Genomic DNA, 18,268 nt, shown 5'->3' on the forward strand with positions numbered 1-18,268 from the left:
AAGGTGGGTAAAAACAAAGCCTTCTAAGTATCCGAAGAATAAAAGAAATGCCAGTCAGCTTAACTGACTGGCATTACGCATAAAGCGGCTTTTTTTTATCTACTTTTCAGATGCCTAAAGCCTGTATATCTAGCTTCAAATCATGGCCAAGAGTTTAGCGGAACGATCGCTGGTATCCCGGGTAACTATCTCCGACAGTTCAACCACATTGCCAACCCCGGTTTGTACCTCTTGGGTGATGCTGGAAACCATGTCTGCATTTTGGGCAATCTCCGCAGTCGTCATGGTTTGCTGCTCGGCAGTCGCGGCAATTGCCTGTATCTTAGCCACCACCTCATCAACACTGACAATGATATCCCCTAAGGAGCCGGCAGCCTTATTAGACATCTCAACGCCATTGGCAATTTCTCCGCCGCTTTCATTGATCAAAACCACGGCATTATCGGTTTCCCTGCGCATGGTATCTATGGCGCTTTCTACTTCGACCGTTGCGCTCGTGGTGCGGCTGGCCAGTTGGCGCACTTCATCCGCCACCACGGCAAAGCCGCGCCCCTGCTCTCCCGCCCGGGCTGCTTCAATCGCGGCATTAAGGGCAAGTAAATTGGTTTGATCCGCAATTCCCTTGATAACACTCAGGATTTCTTCTATTTCCTTACTGTGGTTACTGACGGTGGCAATCGCACTGGCACTGTTATCAAAAGCAACTTTAATGGCTTCCATATGGGTTAAGGTCTGCTTGACAATATCTCCGCCAAATTGCGCTAATCTGGCGGCATCAGAAGCGCTTTGTGATGCATCATTACAGTTACCGGACACTTCCACCGATGAAGTGGAAAGTTCTTCTATGGCTGCGGCAATTTGTGCCATCTGCCCCACCTGGTTTTCAATACTTGACGCCATATCCCGGTTGGCACTGGAGATCTTATCGGTTCCCTTTGAAGCATCCACCATGGAATCCGCCGTTTGCTCCACCAGGGATTTTAACGAATCAGACATTTTATTTACCGCTATCGTTAAATTCGCCAGCTCATCATGCCCTTTAATAGCCAAATCTTTACCTGTCATATCACCATCGGCAATCTTGTCTGCACGGGCTAAGATCACCGCTAACCGCTGCAGTAAATCTTTACTAAACACCATCGCACTAATAATGCCTATGGCCAGCGAAATCAGGGTCAGAACAATTAAATTGATTTTTAATGCCTGTACCAGATCGGCAGCTTCTTCGGCATCCGTTTGTAACAGCCGCTCCTGGGAGGCTTTCATTTCATCCAGCAGGGCCAGGATTTTTTGCGCTGCCGGGGCGGCTTTGGTGCCCAGCCAGTAATTTGCCTGATTCCAGTCAGAGGCGCTGCGCAAGGCAAACATATTTTCAGGTAAAGGGGCAAACTGCTGGCGAGTCTGTAAAAAGGTCTGCCAGTGACCAGCTTGCGTCCCTGTGAACAACTCCAATTGACTGCTATTGATGGTATTCACCCTGGCTTCATTCACTTGCCACCTGGCATTAAAACTATCTTTGAACTTTTCGTCCCCGGATAATAAATAAGCCCGGATATTTGCCAGCCCTATGGCAAAAGATCCCCGGGTGTCCGCCAGGTTTTTCAACAGGTTCTTACGCGCCGTCGTCGCCTTTAAGCCGGACTCTTCATCTATAATTGCCGTAATACTGGTCAGCATAATTTCGGCTTTAGGAGCCGCCTGGCTTAACAGCAAGTCATAAGAAGGGATATTCTTACTGGTATGGGCGATATCTTCAATTTCCTGCTGGGCTTGTTTGAAAACATCCAGCTCTTGCCTGATGCCCTGTAAACGCTTTACATTCGCCGGTACGGTCCAGTTTTTGGATAGTTGTTGAAACTGCTTTATCGATGCTTCAATTGTTTGCCAGGCGTCAGCGCGGGCATTACGCATTAGCCCAGCCTTGGCCGGATCTTTACCCAGGATCATATAACCGCGTAATGCCGCCAGCGAAGTATTAATACCGTTAGTGACATCCTTACCCAATAAAACTGTTTTCATCCTTAAATCAACAACTTGATGCTGAACTTTTTCATTATCAAGTACCAAGGTATAGGTCACGCCACCAGAGATAATCATCAAAAACAATATTACACCAAAAGACAAACCTAACTTTTTACCTATTGTTAATTTCATATATTTCTCAACCTGTTATGTATGCCAACTTAAAAACCGGCAAATTTTATTATCAAATATACAACTCGGATTGATTCGATTATTAACTCGTTCCTTCAGCTTTACTTTCCTGCTCGAACCCATAAATTATAGCAAGCAAATTTTTGCCCACAGGAAAAAGCAAAAGAAAAAAGCTTAAATAACAATAGATTAGAAACGACATACGCTATGTGTTATAAAAAAACACACAGCAGACACCACATAAACACTTGAATAATATAAATAAAAAAAGAAAAGCCCTGGTTGACCAGTAAGCTTAAACAAGATGAAAATGAATAAATAAAAAATGACTTAAGCCTCTCCGACGACTCAAGCCATCAACAAAGATAACGATAAAAAGTAAAGCCCCCAGGAAAAGAAAACAATACCGATAGAAATGAACTCATTTTTCATCAATAAAGTCAGAATATCTGATTTTTTTACCGGCAATCTTACAGCCTAAAAATCAAGCAGAATTTCCAGCAAAATGATCAGCTAAAATCCTGCAAAAATCTTGACCGTTCGGTCAACATCCCCCCGTTTTTTCTGGCCTCCAGAGACTTTATTGTTAAAAAACATGACACTGTAATAGTCCGAAGATTGTCGTCAAAAAGTGATCAGACCAGAAAAAATCATTTAAGTTCCCCTCGCCAGCTAAGATAAATAAACAATTACAAAGCAAAACATTAATTAACTGCAGATAAATTATTGAATTTTTTTCTAAATTAGTAGGGATTATTTGAAACGGATATGCTAAGATTTTTCACGCGTTGAGTTCTTGCGTTGCGGATGAAGGTTTATACCAACTTTTGTTGTAGGTTTACCAAGCACTTCGGTGTGGGTTATCTGGTTCCTTCCTCTTTCTTTACTTTAAAGGTAGAGGGCATTTACTCCGTGGAAATGGCCTTCGGGCTAAAATATTTAATTAATTGACTTACGGGAAAATGTTGGTATGTCAGATACAGTTACTGGTAAAGTAAAATTTTTCAATGAAACTAAAGGTTTCGGTTTCATCGAGCAAGAAAATGGTCCAGACGTTTTTGTTCACTTTAGCGCTATCACAGGTAGTGGCTTCCGCACTTTAAGTGACGGTCAAGCTGTTTCCTTCAGCGTTAAGCAAGGACAAAAAGGTCCAGAAGCGGAAAACGTAACAGTTTTATAATCGCTTTTGCTAGGTGGAACAGCATCTAGCTGTTTCACCGATTATCTTTTCTTCCTCACTTTCTTCTACTTCCATTACTTTTTCCAAACCTCTTATTTCTAATAGAAATATTTATAGCTTGCTATTGCTTATCTGTTTCTTCGGGCAATATCTGTTCCATGACTTCCCTGTCAGCACAGCATCCCCTTCGTCCTGAAGATAAAAAGGGCCAGCACACAAGTACTAACCCTAACTGTTATTTAGCTATGTAACAGAAGCAAAGGCTTAATTTTATAACCTCTTCCCCCGTGCAGATAACATATCCAAGTCATCGGCTAAAGTCATCAAAAGCAATATTCGCCGGTTTCACCCCGGATGCTGTGAGCATGGCAATAGTATCCGACATCATATTGGCCGGACCGCACAGGTAAAACTCTATATTTTCCAGATTATTTAAACTTGCCAGCTTAGCTTTAACTCCCTCCTGCACATACCCCCTGGCTCCCTGCCAGCTGTCACTTGCCCGGGATAAGGTGGGCAGATAGTGAAAATGGTCATAGTGCTGAGCCAAATCGCTAAATTCCCGGTAATAGATCAAATCTTGCTCGCTGCGGGCACCGAAATAAAAATAAAGCGGCTGCTTGTTGTTAAACTTTTCCAGCTGCTCGTAAATCAAGGCTTTTAACGGCGCCATACCGGCACCTGCCCCTATCATCACCCGAGTTTTACCCTGTTGCCCTTCATCGACATTTTCAGCATAAAAATCCTCAAAAGGCCCGGCAGCCTCTATGTTTTGCCCCTCCTCAAGGTTACATAAATAGCTGGAGCCTACCCCGGGTAATACCCGGTTATTCGGTGCCGACTGATACTTGATGGTAAAAACCAGTTCTTGCTGACCACCATAATTGGCCAGCGAGTAACTACGGCTACAGGCCAAATGCTGGTATTCCAGCTGTTCAATATGGTGCCAGTGGGGCTGAAAGGCTTCCGGCAGCCTTAACGGCACCGAGCAGCCCTTGGCCGCGGGAATAAAGAAGCGCATATAGGCTCCCGCCCGGTATTCCAGTGGGCTAGCGTCACAGAGCTTAAAGCGCAACTCTTTTATGCTCGGGCTGATAAACTCGTTGCTGACTAACGTCAGCTGATGCTTACGGGCATTTACTGCATCAAGTAATTTCAAACGACTGACTTCAGTCCCCTTGTGCTGGCATGCCAGGCGGTAGCCAAGCGCCAGCTCCTGATCGGTAAAATAATGCTTATCTGCAGCGCCTGCGACTACGGCCGGGTCTGTCAATATTTTGCAGCGGCCGCAGGTGCCGCCGCCGCCACAACTGGACGGCAGGGCAATGTCGTGCTCGATCAAACCGTCCAGCAAGGTTTGCTGAGGCGAAAAGCTGCGTTCCCCAATACTGAGATCATTGTTATCGATAAGCTCGATAGCTTTCTTGCCGCCAACAAAGGGTAAAGCATAGCGACCATTCGCGATAAGGTTGATGGTCCAGATAAAGCCTGTCAGTGACAGGAAAAGGGTAACCACGGCAAAGAAAATGATTTGGATGTTGTTAAAGCCTTTAACCGAACCATAATCCATAAAGTGCAGCATAAAGAAAAAATCGGCAAAACGCTTATCGTCATTGCTGTGACCGATAACATGTCCCGAACCGGCATCCAGGTAAACACTGGTATTGATATCATCATCAAAATTCACCTGCCAAACGGTGTTTTTCTCCTTCGGTAAGTCCGCTACCGGCGGCTCCAGCTTTACCGCAGAGACAATAGTGCCCGGTCCGTTATAACTGGACAAGGCCACTGCCGATGCCAATTGCTTATTTATCCGGGTGAGCTCACCGGTATAGGCATTGACCAGGCTATAAACATTTTTAAAATGCCGGTATAACCCCTGCTCATGGGTTAACAGGTAATAAGGCACACCCAACAAGCTGATCTGCTGTAAAGCAACACTGCCTTGTTGCTGACTCAATATCAGGGCGGGTTCCACCAGGCGCTGATGATCAATTTCCTGCACCGGCGGCCGCACCCGGTATGCACTGCCCCGGGCACCTTGATGATCCATCACCACGAAATAAAAACCGCTGATCAGCCAAAGCAATAACTGGATACCGACAATCACAGAGCTCCATTTATGGAGTGCTTTCAAGTACTGCATTACACCGACTCCTTGCTAAGGTGAACTTGAGTTGCCATCAGCTTTTGGCTGTCGCCGCCTCTCCCCAGGGCCTTTTTACGAAAGACCTTGAAATACACCAACACCAGGCCAGTAAGCGCCGCCAACAGGCCAAGCAAGCTGCTCACTAACAGGAGTTTATTATCGGGATCTCCGTCCTGGTAATCCATCACATGCAGGATAAACATCACATCAAAGCCACGCCAAAACTCATGGCGCTTGCTCACCACCTTACCGCTTAATTGTGAGATATACAGGGACGGACTGGCAAAATCATCGAAGTTAACCCGGTAAACGGGTAAGTGGCGCTTACTGAGCTCTGACGGCGGATTGTCACTAATAAGCTCCACCTCGGCGATATCACCTGAGCCGCTGTAATAATAGCGGGCAGCGGTCTTTGCCTGGGCCTGAGTTATCGGCGAAAGCAAGTCGCCGTTAACTCCGCTGATCATATACTGCTGCCCGTCATGGCTAAAGCGGTAAACCGGCTGTTTGCCAAAGCTGCCCAGAGACAGCTTTTCAGAGCCAGGGTAGCGGTCAAGTACTTGTTTAAGGGAGAAGTTGATTTGCTTGTCATTGATAACATCCTGATGCTGCTGCACCAGGGAATCACCATGGATATAGTCGATATCAAAGATCACCATATAGGCGCCGCTGACCGACCAAATCACAAACTGGATACCGATAAACAGCATCAGCCATTTATGAAGTTTACGACTCATTTTTAACATCTTCATTTAACGACATCCATTAACATTTCCACTCCAATTAAGTTATTCACTTAAACAACAAGATTTATACCACTGGCTGTTTGCCAAGCCTACCCTTTAATGCGATAAACGCCGGGTTTTCACCGAATTCACCCGCCACAGATAATAAATGGCCGGCAACACCAGCAAGGTTAAGATCACGGCGCTGACCATACCTCCCACCATAGGGGCGGCAATACGGCTCATCACCTCTGAACCTGTGCCCGTGCCATATAAAATCGGCAACAGGCCGACAATAATTGCCGCCGCCGTCATCATCACCGGACGCACCCGTAAACCGGCGCCGTGCAATATCGCCTGTAAAATGCCTTCCCGGGTCACAGCAGTGCCTTTGGCATCACACTCCGCCAGCATTTCTTTGTAGGCCTGGTTCAGGTACACCAGCATGATCACGCCTATTTCCACCGCGACCCCCGCCAAAGCAATAAAGCCAACCCCTACTGCTACCGAGAAATTATATCCCTCTAAATACATCAGCCAGATGCTGCCCACCATCGCCAGCGGCAAGGTGCCCATAATAATCGCCACTTCAATGATATTGCGGAAATTCATATATAACAGCACGATAATAATGGCCAGGGTTAACGGCACGACATAGGTCAGTTTCGCTTTGGCCCTTTGCATATATTCGTATTGTCCCGACCAGGTAATGGAATAACCCGGTGGCAGCTTTAATTGCTCCCGCACCACCTGCTGGGCATCAACCACATAAGTGCCGATATCTATCCCTTCGATATCGATAAAGGCCCAGCCGTTTAACCTGGCATTTTCACTTTTAATGCCCGGCGGTCCGTCTTCGACAAAGACATTGGCGACATCGCTGAGGGAGATCCGCTGGCCGTTGGGTGTCACTATCGGCAATAATGCCAGCTGCTCCGGTGAATCACGATAATCCTGCGGATAACGCAGGCTGACAGGATAACGCTCCAGTCCTTCCACTGTATAAGTAACATTCATGCCGCCAATAGCGGTTGCCACCACCTGCTGGATTTCGGCGATATTCAAACCGTAACGCGCCGCTTTTTCCCGCTGAATATCCACCTTGATATAACGGCCGCCGGCTACCCGCTCAGAATAAACGGAGGCCGTGCCGGGTACATCTTTTAAGATGGTTTCCAGCTGCTGGCCGATAGCCTGGATTTCACTTAATTCCGGTCCGGCGATTTTGATACCCACCGGCGTCTTGATGCCGGTAGCCAGCATATCGATACGGGTTTTGATCGGCATTACCCAGGCATTGGTTACCCCGGGCAACTTCACCAGCGCATCCAGCTCCTGCTTCAGCGATTCGGTGGTAACCCCTTCACGCCACTCTTCCCTGGGTTTTAAGCGGATAAAAGTTTCTATCATGGTTAACGGCGCAGGATCTGTGGCGGTTTCTGCCCGGCCAACTTTGCCGAATACCGTTTCGACCTCAGGCACGGTCGCAATCAACTTATCGGTTTGCTGCAATAACTGCCTGGCTTTACCGATAGAGATACCCGGATAGGTGGTGGGCATATACATTAAATCCCCTTCGTCTAACGGCGGGATAAATTCACTGCCGATTTTCTCCAGCGGCCATACCCCCACAGCCAATACCAACAGGGAAGCCAGCAGAGTCACTTTAGGAAACTTCAATACGGTTTTTAACGCCGGTAAGTACAAAAAGGTCAATAGCCGGTTCACCGGGTTTTTATGCTCAGGCAAGACATGCCCGCGGATAAAATAGCCCATCAAGACCGGCACCAGGGTAACGGCCAGCGCCGCCGCTGCCGCCATGGCGTAGGTTTTGGTGAAAGCCAGCGGCGCAAACATACGCCCCTCCTGCGCTTCCAAGGTAAAAACAGGGACAAAACTGACGGTAATGATCAACAAACTAAAGAACAGCGCCGGACCGACTTCACTGGCAGAGTCCGCGACAATTTGCCAGCGGTTTTCTTTGGTGAGCGGCGTTTTCTCCATGTGCTTGTGCATGTTTTCTATCATCACGATAGCACCGTCTATCATGGCGCCGATGGCTATGGCGATGCCCCCGAGCGACATGATATTGGCATTAAGGCCCTGGAAATACATCACGGCAAAAGCGGTTAAAATTCCCACGGGCAGGCTGAAAATGGCCACCAGGGAAGAACGTACATGGAATAAAAACACGATACAGACCAGGGCCACCACGGCAAACTCTTCAACCAGCTTGTAGGCCAGGTTATTTACCGCCCGCTCGATCAGACCCGATCTGTCATAAACGGTAACCACTTCCACCCCTTCCGGCAGACCTTGCTTTAACTGCTCAAGCTTTTCTTTAACACCGTCGATCACCTGTTGGGCATTTTCACCAAAGCGCATCACAATAATGCCGCCGACGGTTTCACCTTCGCCGTTTAGCTCGGCAATACCCCGGCGCATTTGCGGCCCTATCACGATTTCCGCAACATCCTTAAGCAACAGCGGCGTACCGTTTTGATTGACCCCCAAAGGGATATTGCCAAGGTCCTGCTCATTTTTCAGGTAACCGCTGGCCCTGACCATATACTCGGCTTCCGCCATCTCCACCACGGAAGCGCCGATTTCCTGGTTACCCTGTTTGATCGCCGCTTGAATATGGGATAAGGGAATGCCAAAGGCACGCAATTTATCCGGGTTAACCTTCACCTGGTACTGCTTGACCATGCCCCCCAGGGCGGTGACTTCGGAAACCCCGGCAACCGTTTGCAGCTCATATTTCAGGAACCAGTCCTGCAGGCTGCGCAGCTGGCTGATATCATGTTTGCCGGTTTTATCGACCAGGGAATAGATATAAACCCAGCCGACCCCGGTAGCATCCGGGCCCAACTGCGGCTTTGCCGCCGGCGGCAGATTCGGCGCCACCTGGCTCAGGTACTCCAGTACCCGGGTTCGGGCCCAATAAAGATCGGTATCGTCATCGAAAATGACATAGACATAGGAGTCGCCAAAAAAGGAATAGCCCCTGACAGTAACGGCCCCCGGCACCGACAACATAGCGGTCGTCAGGGGATAAGTCACCTGATCTTCCACCACCTGCGGCGCCTGCCCGGGATAAGAGGTTTTGATGATCACCTGGACATCGGAAAGATCCGGCAGCGCATCTACCGGGGTCTTTTGCAATGAATATAAGCCGATACCTACCAGAATGAAGGTCATCAGCAGTACAAAAAATCGGTTCAGCACCGACCAGCGAATAATAGCCGTGATCATCTTCTACTCCTGGTGACTTGCGTGATTTTCCGCCGCCATCGACGCTTGTTCCGGACGATTAATCTCGGTGATAACAAACTCACCATTGCGGATCTCGAAGGTAAACAAGATCTCCTGTCCCACTTTCAGCTGACCGATATCCAGCGCCTGAGCCAGGGTAAAGTCCAGGGTTGCCGGTCCCCGCTGCCATTTTTCAATGGCGCCGCGGCTGATATTGACCATGTTGCGGCCCGGCATCAGCGAGTTGATAACCCCGGTAACCGTGGCCGAACTCACCTTTTGCTGTGGTTTCATTTGATGCTGACTGTGGTCCATTTCTCCCATCTGGTGCTGACTGTGATCCATTCCTCCCATCTGATGCTGGCTATGGTCCATTTCCCCCATCTGATGCTGGCTATGGTCCATTTCCCCCATCTGATGCTGACTGTGGTCCATTTCCCCCATCTGGTGCTGGCTATGGTCCATTTCCCCCATCTGATGCTGGCTATGGTCCATCGCCGCCATTCCCGCTTTCATGGCCGCCATGCCTTCGGTTTCCCCGGGAATGTGCATATTGCTGATTTGGTACTTGCCCCCGGCCATTTTCTCTATCTCAATATGTAAGGTTAAACCGATACTGAGCTTGGAAAAATCAACAGAGTCCGCCACGGTAAAATCCATGGTCATTACCGGCCAATCCCAGGCGTCAATCGCCTGATGTGTCAGATTTACCATGCGATGTCCCGACATCAATTCCCGAATAGTCGCTTCCACCCACACTTTAGTCGGCACCGCCGCCGCTTCTTGCGAAGACATCAGGCTCATACGTTTAAAATCAGAAGACTTACTTGATTCTGAATCCAGCAGGAAATGGGCCGAACTGACCACCTGCTCTCCTGATGCCAGTCCGGAAAGGATCTCCACATGCTCACTATCAACCCGGCCAACTTTGACTTCGATCGATTTAAAACTGCCTTGCCCTAATGCCAGGACCACACGGTCCTGGCTACCGGTACGGATCAGCGCTTCTTTCGGGATAATTAAGGCTTTTTCATCACCGCCGGTATTGATTGCCACCTGGGCAAACATATTCGGCTTAAACTCCCCTTCTTCATTGCTAAAACGTAACCTGACCTTCACGGTACGGGTCTTGGGGTCTAAGGTCGGATAGACATAATCCACCTTACCCTGCCAGGTCTTACCCGGGATATAATCCAATGACATGGTTACTTCCGCGCCCTCTTTCACCCGGGCCGCCTGACGTTCAAAAACTTCGGCATCAACCCAGACTTCGGATAAATCGCCGATAGATAACATCATGGTACCGGGCTTAACAAAAAAACCTTCCCGGATATACAGGTTTTCAATCACGCCGTTTTGCGGCGCATAAAAAGTCACCGTCTGGCTGACCTTTTTGGTTTTTTTCAAACGGGCAATTGCTGCCGTCGGCAACTGCAGCGCCACTAAACGGTTTTCTGCCGCCTCAACCAGGCGGCGGTTTTTGCGATCCAGCGCCAACAATAACTCTTCCTGGGCGTTGACCAGCTCGGGAGAATAGATTTGATACAGGGGCTGGCCTTTTTTCACCGGCTCGCCCACGGCTTTGACATAAAGCTTTTCTATCCAGCCGTCGACACGGGGATGAATATGCACCAGTTTATCTTCGTCATAACTGATATAACCAACGGTTTCTATCCGTCCCTGCAAGGCCTGATAGGCAACTTCTGCGGTGCGCACCCCCAGGTTATTGATAACATCGGGGGAAATACGTATGGTACCCGCCCCTTCATCCGGCCCGGAGCCGCCATCATCGTAGACGGGCACCAGATCCATGCCCATGGGGGATTTGCCCGGCTTATCCCGTTTATAGTTGGCATCCATGGGGGCCACCCAATAAAGCGGCTTTTTTTCAACGCTGGCGGCGCTTTGCTCTGCCTCGGGCGCAGCGATAAAATGTGTGACCGCCAGGGTAGCTGCCGTGCCTAAAAGTACGCCTAAAGCGATTGGGGTAATATTTTTCATGATCAACTTACTCCACCTGCTGTTACAACAGAAGATCTATTGGCCGGCACATGGCTTTGCCCGACCGCAACAGCATTAATAAACAGATAATTTAATTCAAGAATGGTTTTTTCGATGCCGACCCGAATGGCCAGAGCATCAATTTCGGCGTTAAGTTCGGCAATACGGGCGCGAACCACCTCGGCAAAGTCGCCATCATCGCTGGTGTAGGCGGTCAGACTGGCTTCCGCCTGCAGGTGAATTTGTGGCAGCAATTCATCCCGATATAAATAACTTCTTTGCTCCAGGCGCTTTAATTTTGCTTGACCGGCATAAAAAGCCGACATCAGCTGCCTTAGCAAGAGTAACTTTTCGGTTTTAATGGCTTCGCTTTTAAAAACCTCCGCCTGCACCAACTGATCCTGTCGGTTTTCGGTAAACAGCGGTAAATCAAAGGTCACCCCTACGGAAAAAAGATCCGCACGGTTATTGCCCATGGCATCATCTCCACGCAGGCCATAACTGGCATTCACGCCCCATTGTGGCAAATAGCTCTGTTTAGCCAACTTAATGCCCTGATCGGCCGCCTGGATTTTCTTATCAAAAACCGCCAGTGTCGGATGTGCCATCAATTCCCTGGCCAGCTGCTGCGCTGGGATCTGCTGCTTGGCGCTTAGCAACTCAGCCCTGAGCAACTCAAGTTCGGGCATCTGTTTACCCAAAGAGATAACGCCGGATGAAAAGCTCCCGGGCAAATCCGCCGGTAAAAAAGCCTGATTTAACTCCAGCCCCTCTTGATAGGCCAACAGCCATTGGTTGAGTTTTTGCTGATACACCAGCTGCTTCTGTTTTAGCTGTACCAGACGGTCTTCCAGCCGGGTTAATTCCAGCTGGGCGCGCACGATATCCTGCTGCCGGGTTTTCCCCAAAGCGGAAGAATAACTGGCCTGGGCAACATCAGATAACTGCTCAAACAGGGCGTAGTTTTTTTCGATTAGGGCAATGCTTTCCTGAGCCAGATAGGCATCAAGCCACAAACTGCCGACGGTTACCGTCACCTTGGCTTCGCGGTCGCGCCGTTGCAGCGGATATTGCTGGCTCTGGATAGTCAACTGTTGCTGTTTGATCTGCAAACTGTCACCGCGGGGAAACATCTGGCTGACACCAACTTTTAGCTGGGTCATGGCTTCCTGTTCAAAGTCAAACTTATCTGTGCCCAGGTTCGCCAGTGCCACGGAGACTTTAGGGTCCGGCAAGGTTGCGGAAAAGCGGCTCATGGATTCCAGTGCAGACTGCTGATAACGGCTGGCATTGAGCCAGGGATCATTGGCCAGCGCCCGCTTGATGGTTTGCTCAAAGGACAAAGGCTGTGTTGCCGCCTGGCCAGCTTCTTCGGCAAAACTTAACTGGCTGTTCAGGCTCAGGATAGCACCGGCAATAACTGTCCTGGCAAACACCTTTAGCGGCACCGGTTTTGACACCAAAGGCACAGCTTTAAAGTACCGGGATAGAAAAGCCATCAGAACTGCTCCCGGTAAGTATTTACTTTGGCATAAACTTCCGAGCTACCGTCTCCTTTTAGTAATAAGATCTGGTACGGCATAAATTGCTCCCCCACTTCCATACCCGGACTGCCCACCGGCATAGCAGGTACTGCCAGGCCTAAAACCTGATCGCTTTTTTCACGCCCCGCTCTTTCACTGAGAAATTGTTGGATATATTTCGCCGGAATATGGCCTTCAAAAATATAGCCCTGCTCTGATACTGCGGTATGACAGGAGTGGTACCTGGGGTTAATGCCCTGCTCTACTTTAAAAGCAGACAAGGCATCGTGATTATAAACACGGGAAGAAAAGCCCGTTTCATTGGCATGGTCGATCCATTTCTGGCAACAGCCGCAAGATTCCCGTTTATAAACCTTTAATTCCGGCAGGCTCACCACTTTTTCGGCCTTTACTGCTGCCTCCTGCGTTGGCGGCAATTCGCTCACCTCACTGCAGGCGCCAAGCACTAAAAAAGCTGATACGGCGAAACCATATCGCACAACTGAAGGTAAAAATTTTGCACTAAAAAACATAATATCTCCTGCGCGCCATTTCCCGGTAAACAAAACCAGGTAAGCATTACCCGGGAAAGCAATAATCAGCGCTATTTTCCAGCTGGCAGGCCTGAATTTTTCAGGCTGACAGCAATTAACATAAAGGAGTTAAACTCCACTAAATACATCGAACTGGTATTGATTATCCGCCGAATTAAAGACGGATCTATGCTAATTAGCTGGCAATAGGAGGATAATAAGGAGAGTTGGGGGGTTGGCTTATCGCAGGAAAAGCCCGCTCCCTGAGGGTTTCGGATAGCAGGGCCAGAGATTTAACTTGCGGGGCAGCCGCTAATGAAGCGGACAGGCATCCCCCCATAGGGCACTGGCATTCGGGATCGCAACAATCAGACATCATTTGTTCATGACTGTCAGCTGCGCTGTCCATATGCGCCATCGGCATGTCCATATCCATCGACATGGCATGGTGACTAGTTTCCATCTCAGAGCAAGGCATAGCAATCGCCAGAGTCGCCTGACCGATAAGGGTCAGCAACAACAGGGTCACTATTATTAGCTTGCTTTTCATCAAAGGAACTCATTCATTGGCTTAAATCGGGATCAGCATAAAGGATAGCGCCGGAGAATGCCATAAAATATTGACGAGGACTTATGCTAAATCAAGGTCCGGCCCGGCACTTGGTTTTGAGACTAGCGCTTAATAATAAAAGGGCTCACCAGCTCGCTCAACATGGCGACATGGTCATCCCTATCGTTTAACGCTTTGATGTAATGGTACTTATCTCCACCGGCTTCCATGAAGATCTCGCGGTTTTCACTTTCCAGCTCTTCCAGGGTTTCCAGGCAATCGGCACTAAAAGCCGGGCTCATGATGGCGATATGTTTACTGCCTGCTGCCGGTAGCGACTCCAGGGTAGCATCGGTATAAGGCTGCAGCCATTCGGCTTTACCAAAGCGCGACTGGAAGGTCATGATATAATCTTCCTGTGCCAGGTTCAGGTTTTCCACCAACAATTGCGTGGTTTTAGCGCAAAAATCATAATAGGGATCGCCCCATTGCTGGAAAGCTTTCGGCATACCGTGGTAGGAAAGCACCAGTTTATCCGGCTTACCGTGGGCGGCGATATGCTCGCGTACCGTGTTCGCCAGGGCATCGATATACTCAGGATTATCATGATAGCTGCTGAGAAAATGTAAACTCGGTACCCAGCGCCAGCGTTTTACCTCTTTGGTGACGGCATCAAAAGTTGAACCGGTTGTCGGTCCGGCATATTGCGGATACAGCGGCAGCACGACAATATTATCCACACCGGCCTGCTGGAACTTTTGCAGAGCCGATGCAATAGAGGGTTTGCCATAACGCATGGCAAAATCTACCAGCACATCGTCGCCGTATTGCTCAGCCAGGCGTGCCGCCACTTTGTCTTTTTGTTTTTTGGTGATCACCACCAGGGGGGCTCCCTGCTCGGTCCAGATACTCTTGTATAACTTGGCGGACTTTGCCGGACGCACCCTTAAGATAATACCGTGTAAGATAATCAGCCACACCAGGCGGGGAATTTCCACAACCCTGGGATCAGACAGGAATTCTGCCAGATAACGCCTTAATGCCCCGGCATTGGGCTCATCCGGCGATCCCAGGTTCGTTAACAAGACGCCGGTACGCGGTTTTTGCTGGCTGTAGCTGATTTCTCCGGTAAATCGTGACATTTTACTCTCTGTTAATATTGTTATCTGTTATTCGTTGCGGCGGAAAACTAAAGATATCCGGCTCCCCTGAACACCCGGCTTTGAAGAAAACTAAAGCGCGGCTTCAATTGCCTGGATAAACTCGGCATCGTCCGGGGTCACCCGGCTGTTGAAATGCTTAATACGCTTGCCGTTACTGCTGATCAGATATTTATAGAAATTCCATTTAGGTGAAGTTGTCTTATCCGCCAAATGTTTAAAAATGGGATGGGCATCACTGCCGCGGACATTGATGGTTTGTAACATAGGAAAGGTCACGCCATAGTTAACGAAACATACTTTAGCGGTATCTTTTTCCTCATCCTCTTCCTGGAAAAAATCGTCGGAAGGAAAGCCCAGCACCACCAGCCCTTGTGACTGATATTTTTTATGTATGGCTTCAAGCCCCTTAAATTGCGGGGTAAAGCCGCAATGACTGGCGGTATTGACGATCAGCACAGGCTTGCCTGCGGTCAGTTCACATAAATCCAGCTGCACCTGGGAGTGAAGCCTGCGTATGGTATATTGCAGAAACGGTGCGCAATCGCTGGTATGAGAAATGCCCGATGGCGGCAGCGGTGACTCTTGCGGCCGCGCCGAAAGCGCTGTGCTTAGCAACAGACTTGCTGCCAGCAAAGTGGAAAGAAACAATTTAAACATTAACCCTAATCCTGAGTAAAATCCCGTAAACGCTGCCGGTAAGCAATCAGCAGTATCATCCTTACCGGCTATTATGCCTTTGCTTACGACTCGGGCACAAGGGTATTTATGGTCAGGTCGATGGCATCACTGCTGGCAACGCTGATGTCTTTAAGCTCCCCGGTATAATCGCCGGGTTTAATGCCGACCCCGCCCAGGTTGGACACTACGGCATAAAGGTTGACCGATTCGACGCTGCTTAAGGTCATTTGCGGATTCATCGCCTGGGAATCGTTCAGTACTACCGTGGTCGGCAAGTCACTGGCGCGGATCTTCACCGCCGCCAGCGGCATTCTCGGACCGTTTGCCGGGATGGCATAAACAAAAACGGTTTTATCTTCTCCCTGGCTCAGCTGCTGGCGGATATCATCCGTCAGGTTAACGTTCAATACCAGCTGCGAACCTGATACAGCAGCTTCAGGTACGGTTTCTCCGGCTGCCGCCATACGGCTTTTGGCTTCATCAATTGCTCCCTGCAACGCCTGGACATTGACATTGTTGCCTCCCAGGTTCACCACTTTTTGCCAGTAACCAATGGCATCGCCATAGTTCTCGCCGATAAAATGATTAAGTCCCAACAGAATGTTAGTGGAAGGATCATTGGGATCCAAAGCCAGGGCTTTATCGATCAAGGCCTGGATCGGTTCATTGATTTGCTGGTTATTCTGATAGAACATCGCCTGGGCTTTGGCTCCCAGGATATCCGCATGTTCTCCTTCAATCGCCATCACCTGGTCAAAAGCCGCTAAGGCACCGCTAAAGTCGCCCAGGCCGATGGACGCCTGGCCTAAGTTATACCAGGCCTGGGAGTTTTGCGGCTCCTGCTCGGTCAGCTGTTTCAGCTGCTTCAGGCGCACCATCATCTGCTGTTCGCTGTTTAAGCCCTCATGCCCCTGGCTTTTGGCAGACATGGCCGGCTGCGACAGCTGCTCATACGCACCATTTTTCAGGTATAAGGCAAAACTAAAGCCCAATACGAACACCGTCAGCACCATGGGCCAGACAACCGACAACGGCTTCTCGGCGGTAAGCACAGGCTCACCGGCATTTTCTTCGATATCCTGCAGTAAACTCTTATCCAGTTCTTCCAACAGGTATTGATAGTTTTCCTGGTCTATACCACCTTCGGCATAGTCTTTTTCGATTTCCGCTTTATGCTCATGATAGAGGCGAACATTGGTTTCATCACGGACACTTTTTGCTGTACTCGGTGCGTTGATATTACTGCGCAAATAATGACCCCAGATCACGGCCAGCAACAATAATAACAATACGACTATGGTAATAATAACTTCCATAATATCTAATCTTTTAAAATTTGTTTCAGTTTATCTTGCTGTTCGGCAGACAAGGCTTGTTTTTCTTTCACCTGAGGTTTGCGGCGAAGAATATAAATAATCACCCCGACTCCCAGCAACAATAAAATCGCCGGGCCAAACCACAAAATATATGTGGTGTTGTTGACTTTGGGGCGGTAGAGCACAAACTCGCCGTAACGGTCGACCATGTAGTTCATGATCTCCATATCCGACTTGCCTTCATGTAAAAGGTTGTAAACCTGACGACGCAGGTCGGCGGCTATCGGTGAATTGGAATCTATCAGATTCTGGTTCTGGCATTTGGGACAGCGCAACTCTTTGGTGAGCTCCTGATATCTTTTCTCAGTAACCTCATCGCGAAATTCATAGGTATCGACCGGGCTCGCCTGTGCGCTGCCCAGTAAAAACGCACCTAAAAGCATAAAGACAGAAAATAAAACCTTGCTGTTTTTAAATAAAGTCAACATCTGCACTAGCTCCCTTGCTGTTCCGCTTCGATTTGTTCGATCAGGGGAAGAAATTCACTTTGCCATACCCTGGCATCGATCACCCCGGCAAAACGTTTGCGGATCACCCCTTCACCGTCGATGACAAAGGTTTCCGGCGCACCATAAACCCCGAGATCTAAACCTAAGGTCCCCTGCTGATCAAAAATCGAAAATACATAAGGGTCGCCGAGTTGCTGCAACCACTGGTTCGCCGGACCACGTTCATCCTTATAATTCAGGCCAAAAACCGCCACCCGATCGCTTTTGGCAATTTCCAGCAGATAAGGGTGTTCGTAACGGCAAGACGGACACCAGGTCGCCCAGACATTCAGTAATTTAACCTTACCTTTAAGATCGCCGGCATTAACGGTTTCACCGGCATTTTTTAAGGTCGATAATTCAAAGTCCGGCAGCTTTTTACCCACCAGGGCAGAAGGCAATTCCTGGGGATTTAAAAACAGCCCCTGGTATAACACCCCGCCCAGGGCAAGACAGACGATTAACGGCAATAAACGGATTAATTTATTCATGG

General features: G+C 48.9%; 14 protein-coding genes. 1 reads left to right on the forward strand and 13 read right to left on the reverse strand.

Features of this window, described 5'->3' with window-relative positions; genetic code table 11:
* Nucleotides 1-135 precede the first annotated feature (135 nt).
* Nucleotides 136-2,154 carry a methyl-accepting chemotaxis protein gene (locus QL234_RS27835; RefSeq protein ID WP_281561028.1) on the reverse strand — a complete coding sequence of 673 codons (2,019 nt, stop codon included), beginning with the start codon at nucleotides 2,152-2,154 and terminating at the stop codon, nucleotides 136-138.
* A gap of 970 nt (nucleotides 2,155-3,124) precedes the next feature.
* On the opposite strand from QL234_RS27835, the gene QL234_RS27840 reads away from it, so the two are divergent.
* Complete coding sequence (locus tag QL234_RS27840; protein WP_044836178.1) at nucleotides 3,125-3,334, forward strand: cold-shock protein; 210 nt, start codon at nucleotides 3,125-3,127, stop codon at nucleotides 3,332-3,334.
* 307 nt (nucleotides 3,335-3,641) lie between these two features.
* Here QL234_RS27840 and QL234_RS27845 read toward each other — a convergent pair whose 3' ends face one another.
* The 12 genes from QL234_RS27845 to QL234_RS27900 form a co-directional block, all read right to left on the reverse strand.
* Nucleotides 3,642-5,480 carry a 2Fe-2S iron-sulfur cluster-binding protein gene (locus QL234_RS27845; RefSeq protein WP_281561029.1) on the reverse strand — a complete coding sequence of 613 codons (1,839 nt, stop codon included), beginning with the start codon at nucleotides 5,478-5,480 and terminating at the stop codon, nucleotides 3,642-3,644.
* Nucleotides 5,480-6,220 (reverse strand): PepSY domain-containing protein, encoded by a 741-nt coding sequence (locus QL234_RS27850; RefSeq protein ID WP_281561030.1) that lies wholly within the window; start codon nucleotides 6,218-6,220, stop codon nucleotides 5,480-5,482. The genes QL234_RS27845 and QL234_RS27850 overlap by 1 nt, the downstream gene beginning before the upstream one ends.
* A gap of 105 nt (nucleotides 6,221-6,325) precedes the next feature.
* On the reverse strand, nucleotides 6,326-9,463 hold the full coding sequence (locus QL234_RS27855; protein WP_281561031.1) for an efflux RND transporter permease subunit: 3,138 nt from the start codon (nucleotides 9,461-9,463) through the stop codon (nucleotides 6,326-6,328).
* Between the two features lie 3 nt (nucleotides 9,464-9,466).
* The gene (locus tag QL234_RS27860; protein WP_281561032.1) at nucleotides 9,467-11,464 is read right to left on the reverse strand and encodes an efflux RND transporter periplasmic adaptor subunit; all 1,998 of its coding nucleotides are present in this window, start codon (nucleotides 11,462-11,464) and stop codon (nucleotides 9,467-9,469) included.
* A gap of 2 nt (nucleotides 11,465-11,466) precedes the next feature.
* Entirely contained in the window at nucleotides 11,467-12,963 is a 1,497-nt protein-coding gene (locus tag QL234_RS27865) for a TolC family protein (protein ID WP_281561033.1), read from the reverse strand.
* Nucleotides 12,963-13,520 (reverse strand): DUF411 domain-containing protein, encoded by a 558-nt coding sequence (locus QL234_RS27870; RefSeq protein WP_281561034.1) that lies wholly within the window; start codon nucleotides 13,518-13,520, stop codon nucleotides 12,963-12,965. Before QL234_RS27870 ends, QL234_RS27865 begins: the two co-directional genes overlap by 1 nt.
* A gap of 196 nt (nucleotides 13,521-13,716) precedes the next feature.
* Entirely contained in the window at nucleotides 13,717-14,070 is a 354-nt protein-coding gene (locus QL234_RS27875; protein WP_281561035.1) for a hypothetical protein, read from the reverse strand.
* 122 nt (nucleotides 14,071-14,192) lie between these two features.
* Nucleotides 14,193-15,212 (reverse strand): ferrochelatase, encoded by a 1,020-nt coding sequence (gene hemH, locus QL234_RS27880; RefSeq protein ID WP_281561036.1) that lies wholly within the window; start codon nucleotides 15,210-15,212, stop codon nucleotides 14,193-14,195.
* Nucleotides 15,213-15,302: 90 nt separating this feature from the next.
* Nucleotides 15,303-15,890, reverse strand: coding sequence for a glutathione peroxidase (locus tag QL234_RS27885; RefSeq protein WP_281561037.1), 588 nt, complete (start codon nucleotides 15,888-15,890; stop codon nucleotides 15,303-15,305).
* 83 nt (nucleotides 15,891-15,973) lie between these two features.
* Complete coding sequence (gene ccmI / locus QL234_RS27890) at nucleotides 15,974-17,227, reverse strand: c-type cytochrome biogenesis protein CcmI (protein WP_281561038.1); 1,254 nt, start codon at nucleotides 17,225-17,227, stop codon at nucleotides 15,974-15,976.
* A 5-nt stretch (nucleotides 17,228-17,232) separates the two neighbouring features.
* Nucleotides 17,233-17,715, reverse strand: a complete 483-nt coding sequence (locus QL234_RS27895; protein WP_281561039.1) for a cytochrome c-type biogenesis protein — start codon at nucleotides 17,713-17,715, stop codon at nucleotides 17,233-17,235.
* A 5-nt stretch (nucleotides 17,716-17,720) separates the two neighbouring features.
* Nucleotides 17,721-18,266 (reverse strand): DsbE family thiol:disulfide interchange protein, encoded by a 546-nt coding sequence (locus tag QL234_RS27900; RefSeq protein WP_281561040.1) that lies wholly within the window; start codon nucleotides 18,264-18,266, stop codon nucleotides 17,721-17,723.
* Nucleotides 18,267-18,268 lie beyond the last annotated feature (2 nt).

This window comes from Thalassomonas sp. RHCl1 (genome assembly GCF_947387555.1).
Lineage (GTDB): Bacteria > Pseudomonadota > Gammaproteobacteria > Enterobacterales > Alteromonadaceae > Thalassomonas.

Coding starts and splice junctions, on each gene's coding strand:
- QL234_RS27860 (WP_281561032.1), bottom strand. CDS start 11,464: ATGAAAAATATTACCCCAATCGCTTTAGGCGTACTTTTAGGCACGGCA.
- QL234_RS27870 (WP_281561034.1), bottom strand. CDS start 13,520: ATGTTTTTTAGTGCAAAATTTTTACCTTCAGTTGTGCGATATGGTTTC.
- QL234_RS27875 (WP_281561035.1), bottom strand. CDS start 14,070: ATGAAAAGCAAGCTAATAATAGTGACCCTGTTGTTGCTGACCCTTATC.
- QL234_RS27835 (WP_281561028.1), bottom strand. CDS start 2,154: ATGAAATTAACAATAGGTAAAAAGTTAGGTTTGTCTTTTGGTGTAATA.
- QL234_RS27895 (WP_281561039.1), bottom strand. CDS start 17,715: ATGTTGACTTTATTTAAAAACAGCAAGGTTTTATTTTCTGTCTTTATG.
- QL234_RS27840 (WP_044836178.1), top strand. CDS start 3,125: ATGTCAGATACAGTTACTGGTAAAGTAAAATTTTTCAATGAAACTAAA.
- QL234_RS27865 (WP_281561033.1), bottom strand. CDS start 12,963: ATGGCTTTTCTATCCCGGTACTTTAAAGCTGTGCCTTTGGTGTCAAAA.
- hemH (WP_281561036.1), bottom strand. CDS start 15,212: ATGTCACGATTTACCGGAGAAATCAGCTACAGCCAGCAAAAACCGCGT.
- QL234_RS27900 (WP_281561040.1), bottom strand. CDS start 18,266: ATGAATAAATTAATCCGTTTATTGCCGTTAATCGTCTGTCTTGCCCTG.
- QL234_RS27850 (WP_281561030.1), bottom strand. CDS start 6,220: ATGAGTCGTAAACTTCATAAATGGCTGATGCTGTTTATCGGTATCCAG.
- ccmI (WP_281561038.1), bottom strand. CDS start 17,227: ATGGAAGTTATTATTACCATAGTCGTATTGTTATTATTGTTGCTGGCC.
- QL234_RS27845 (WP_281561029.1), bottom strand. CDS start 5,480: ATGCAGTACTTGAAAGCACTCCATAAATGGAGCTCTGTGATTGTCGGT.
- QL234_RS27885 (WP_281561037.1), bottom strand. CDS start 15,890: ATGTTTAAATTGTTTCTTTCCACTTTGCTGGCAGCAAGTCTGTTGCTA.
- QL234_RS27855 (WP_281561031.1), bottom strand. CDS start 9,463: ATGATCACGGCTATTATTCGCTGGTCGGTGCTGAACCGATTTTTTGTA.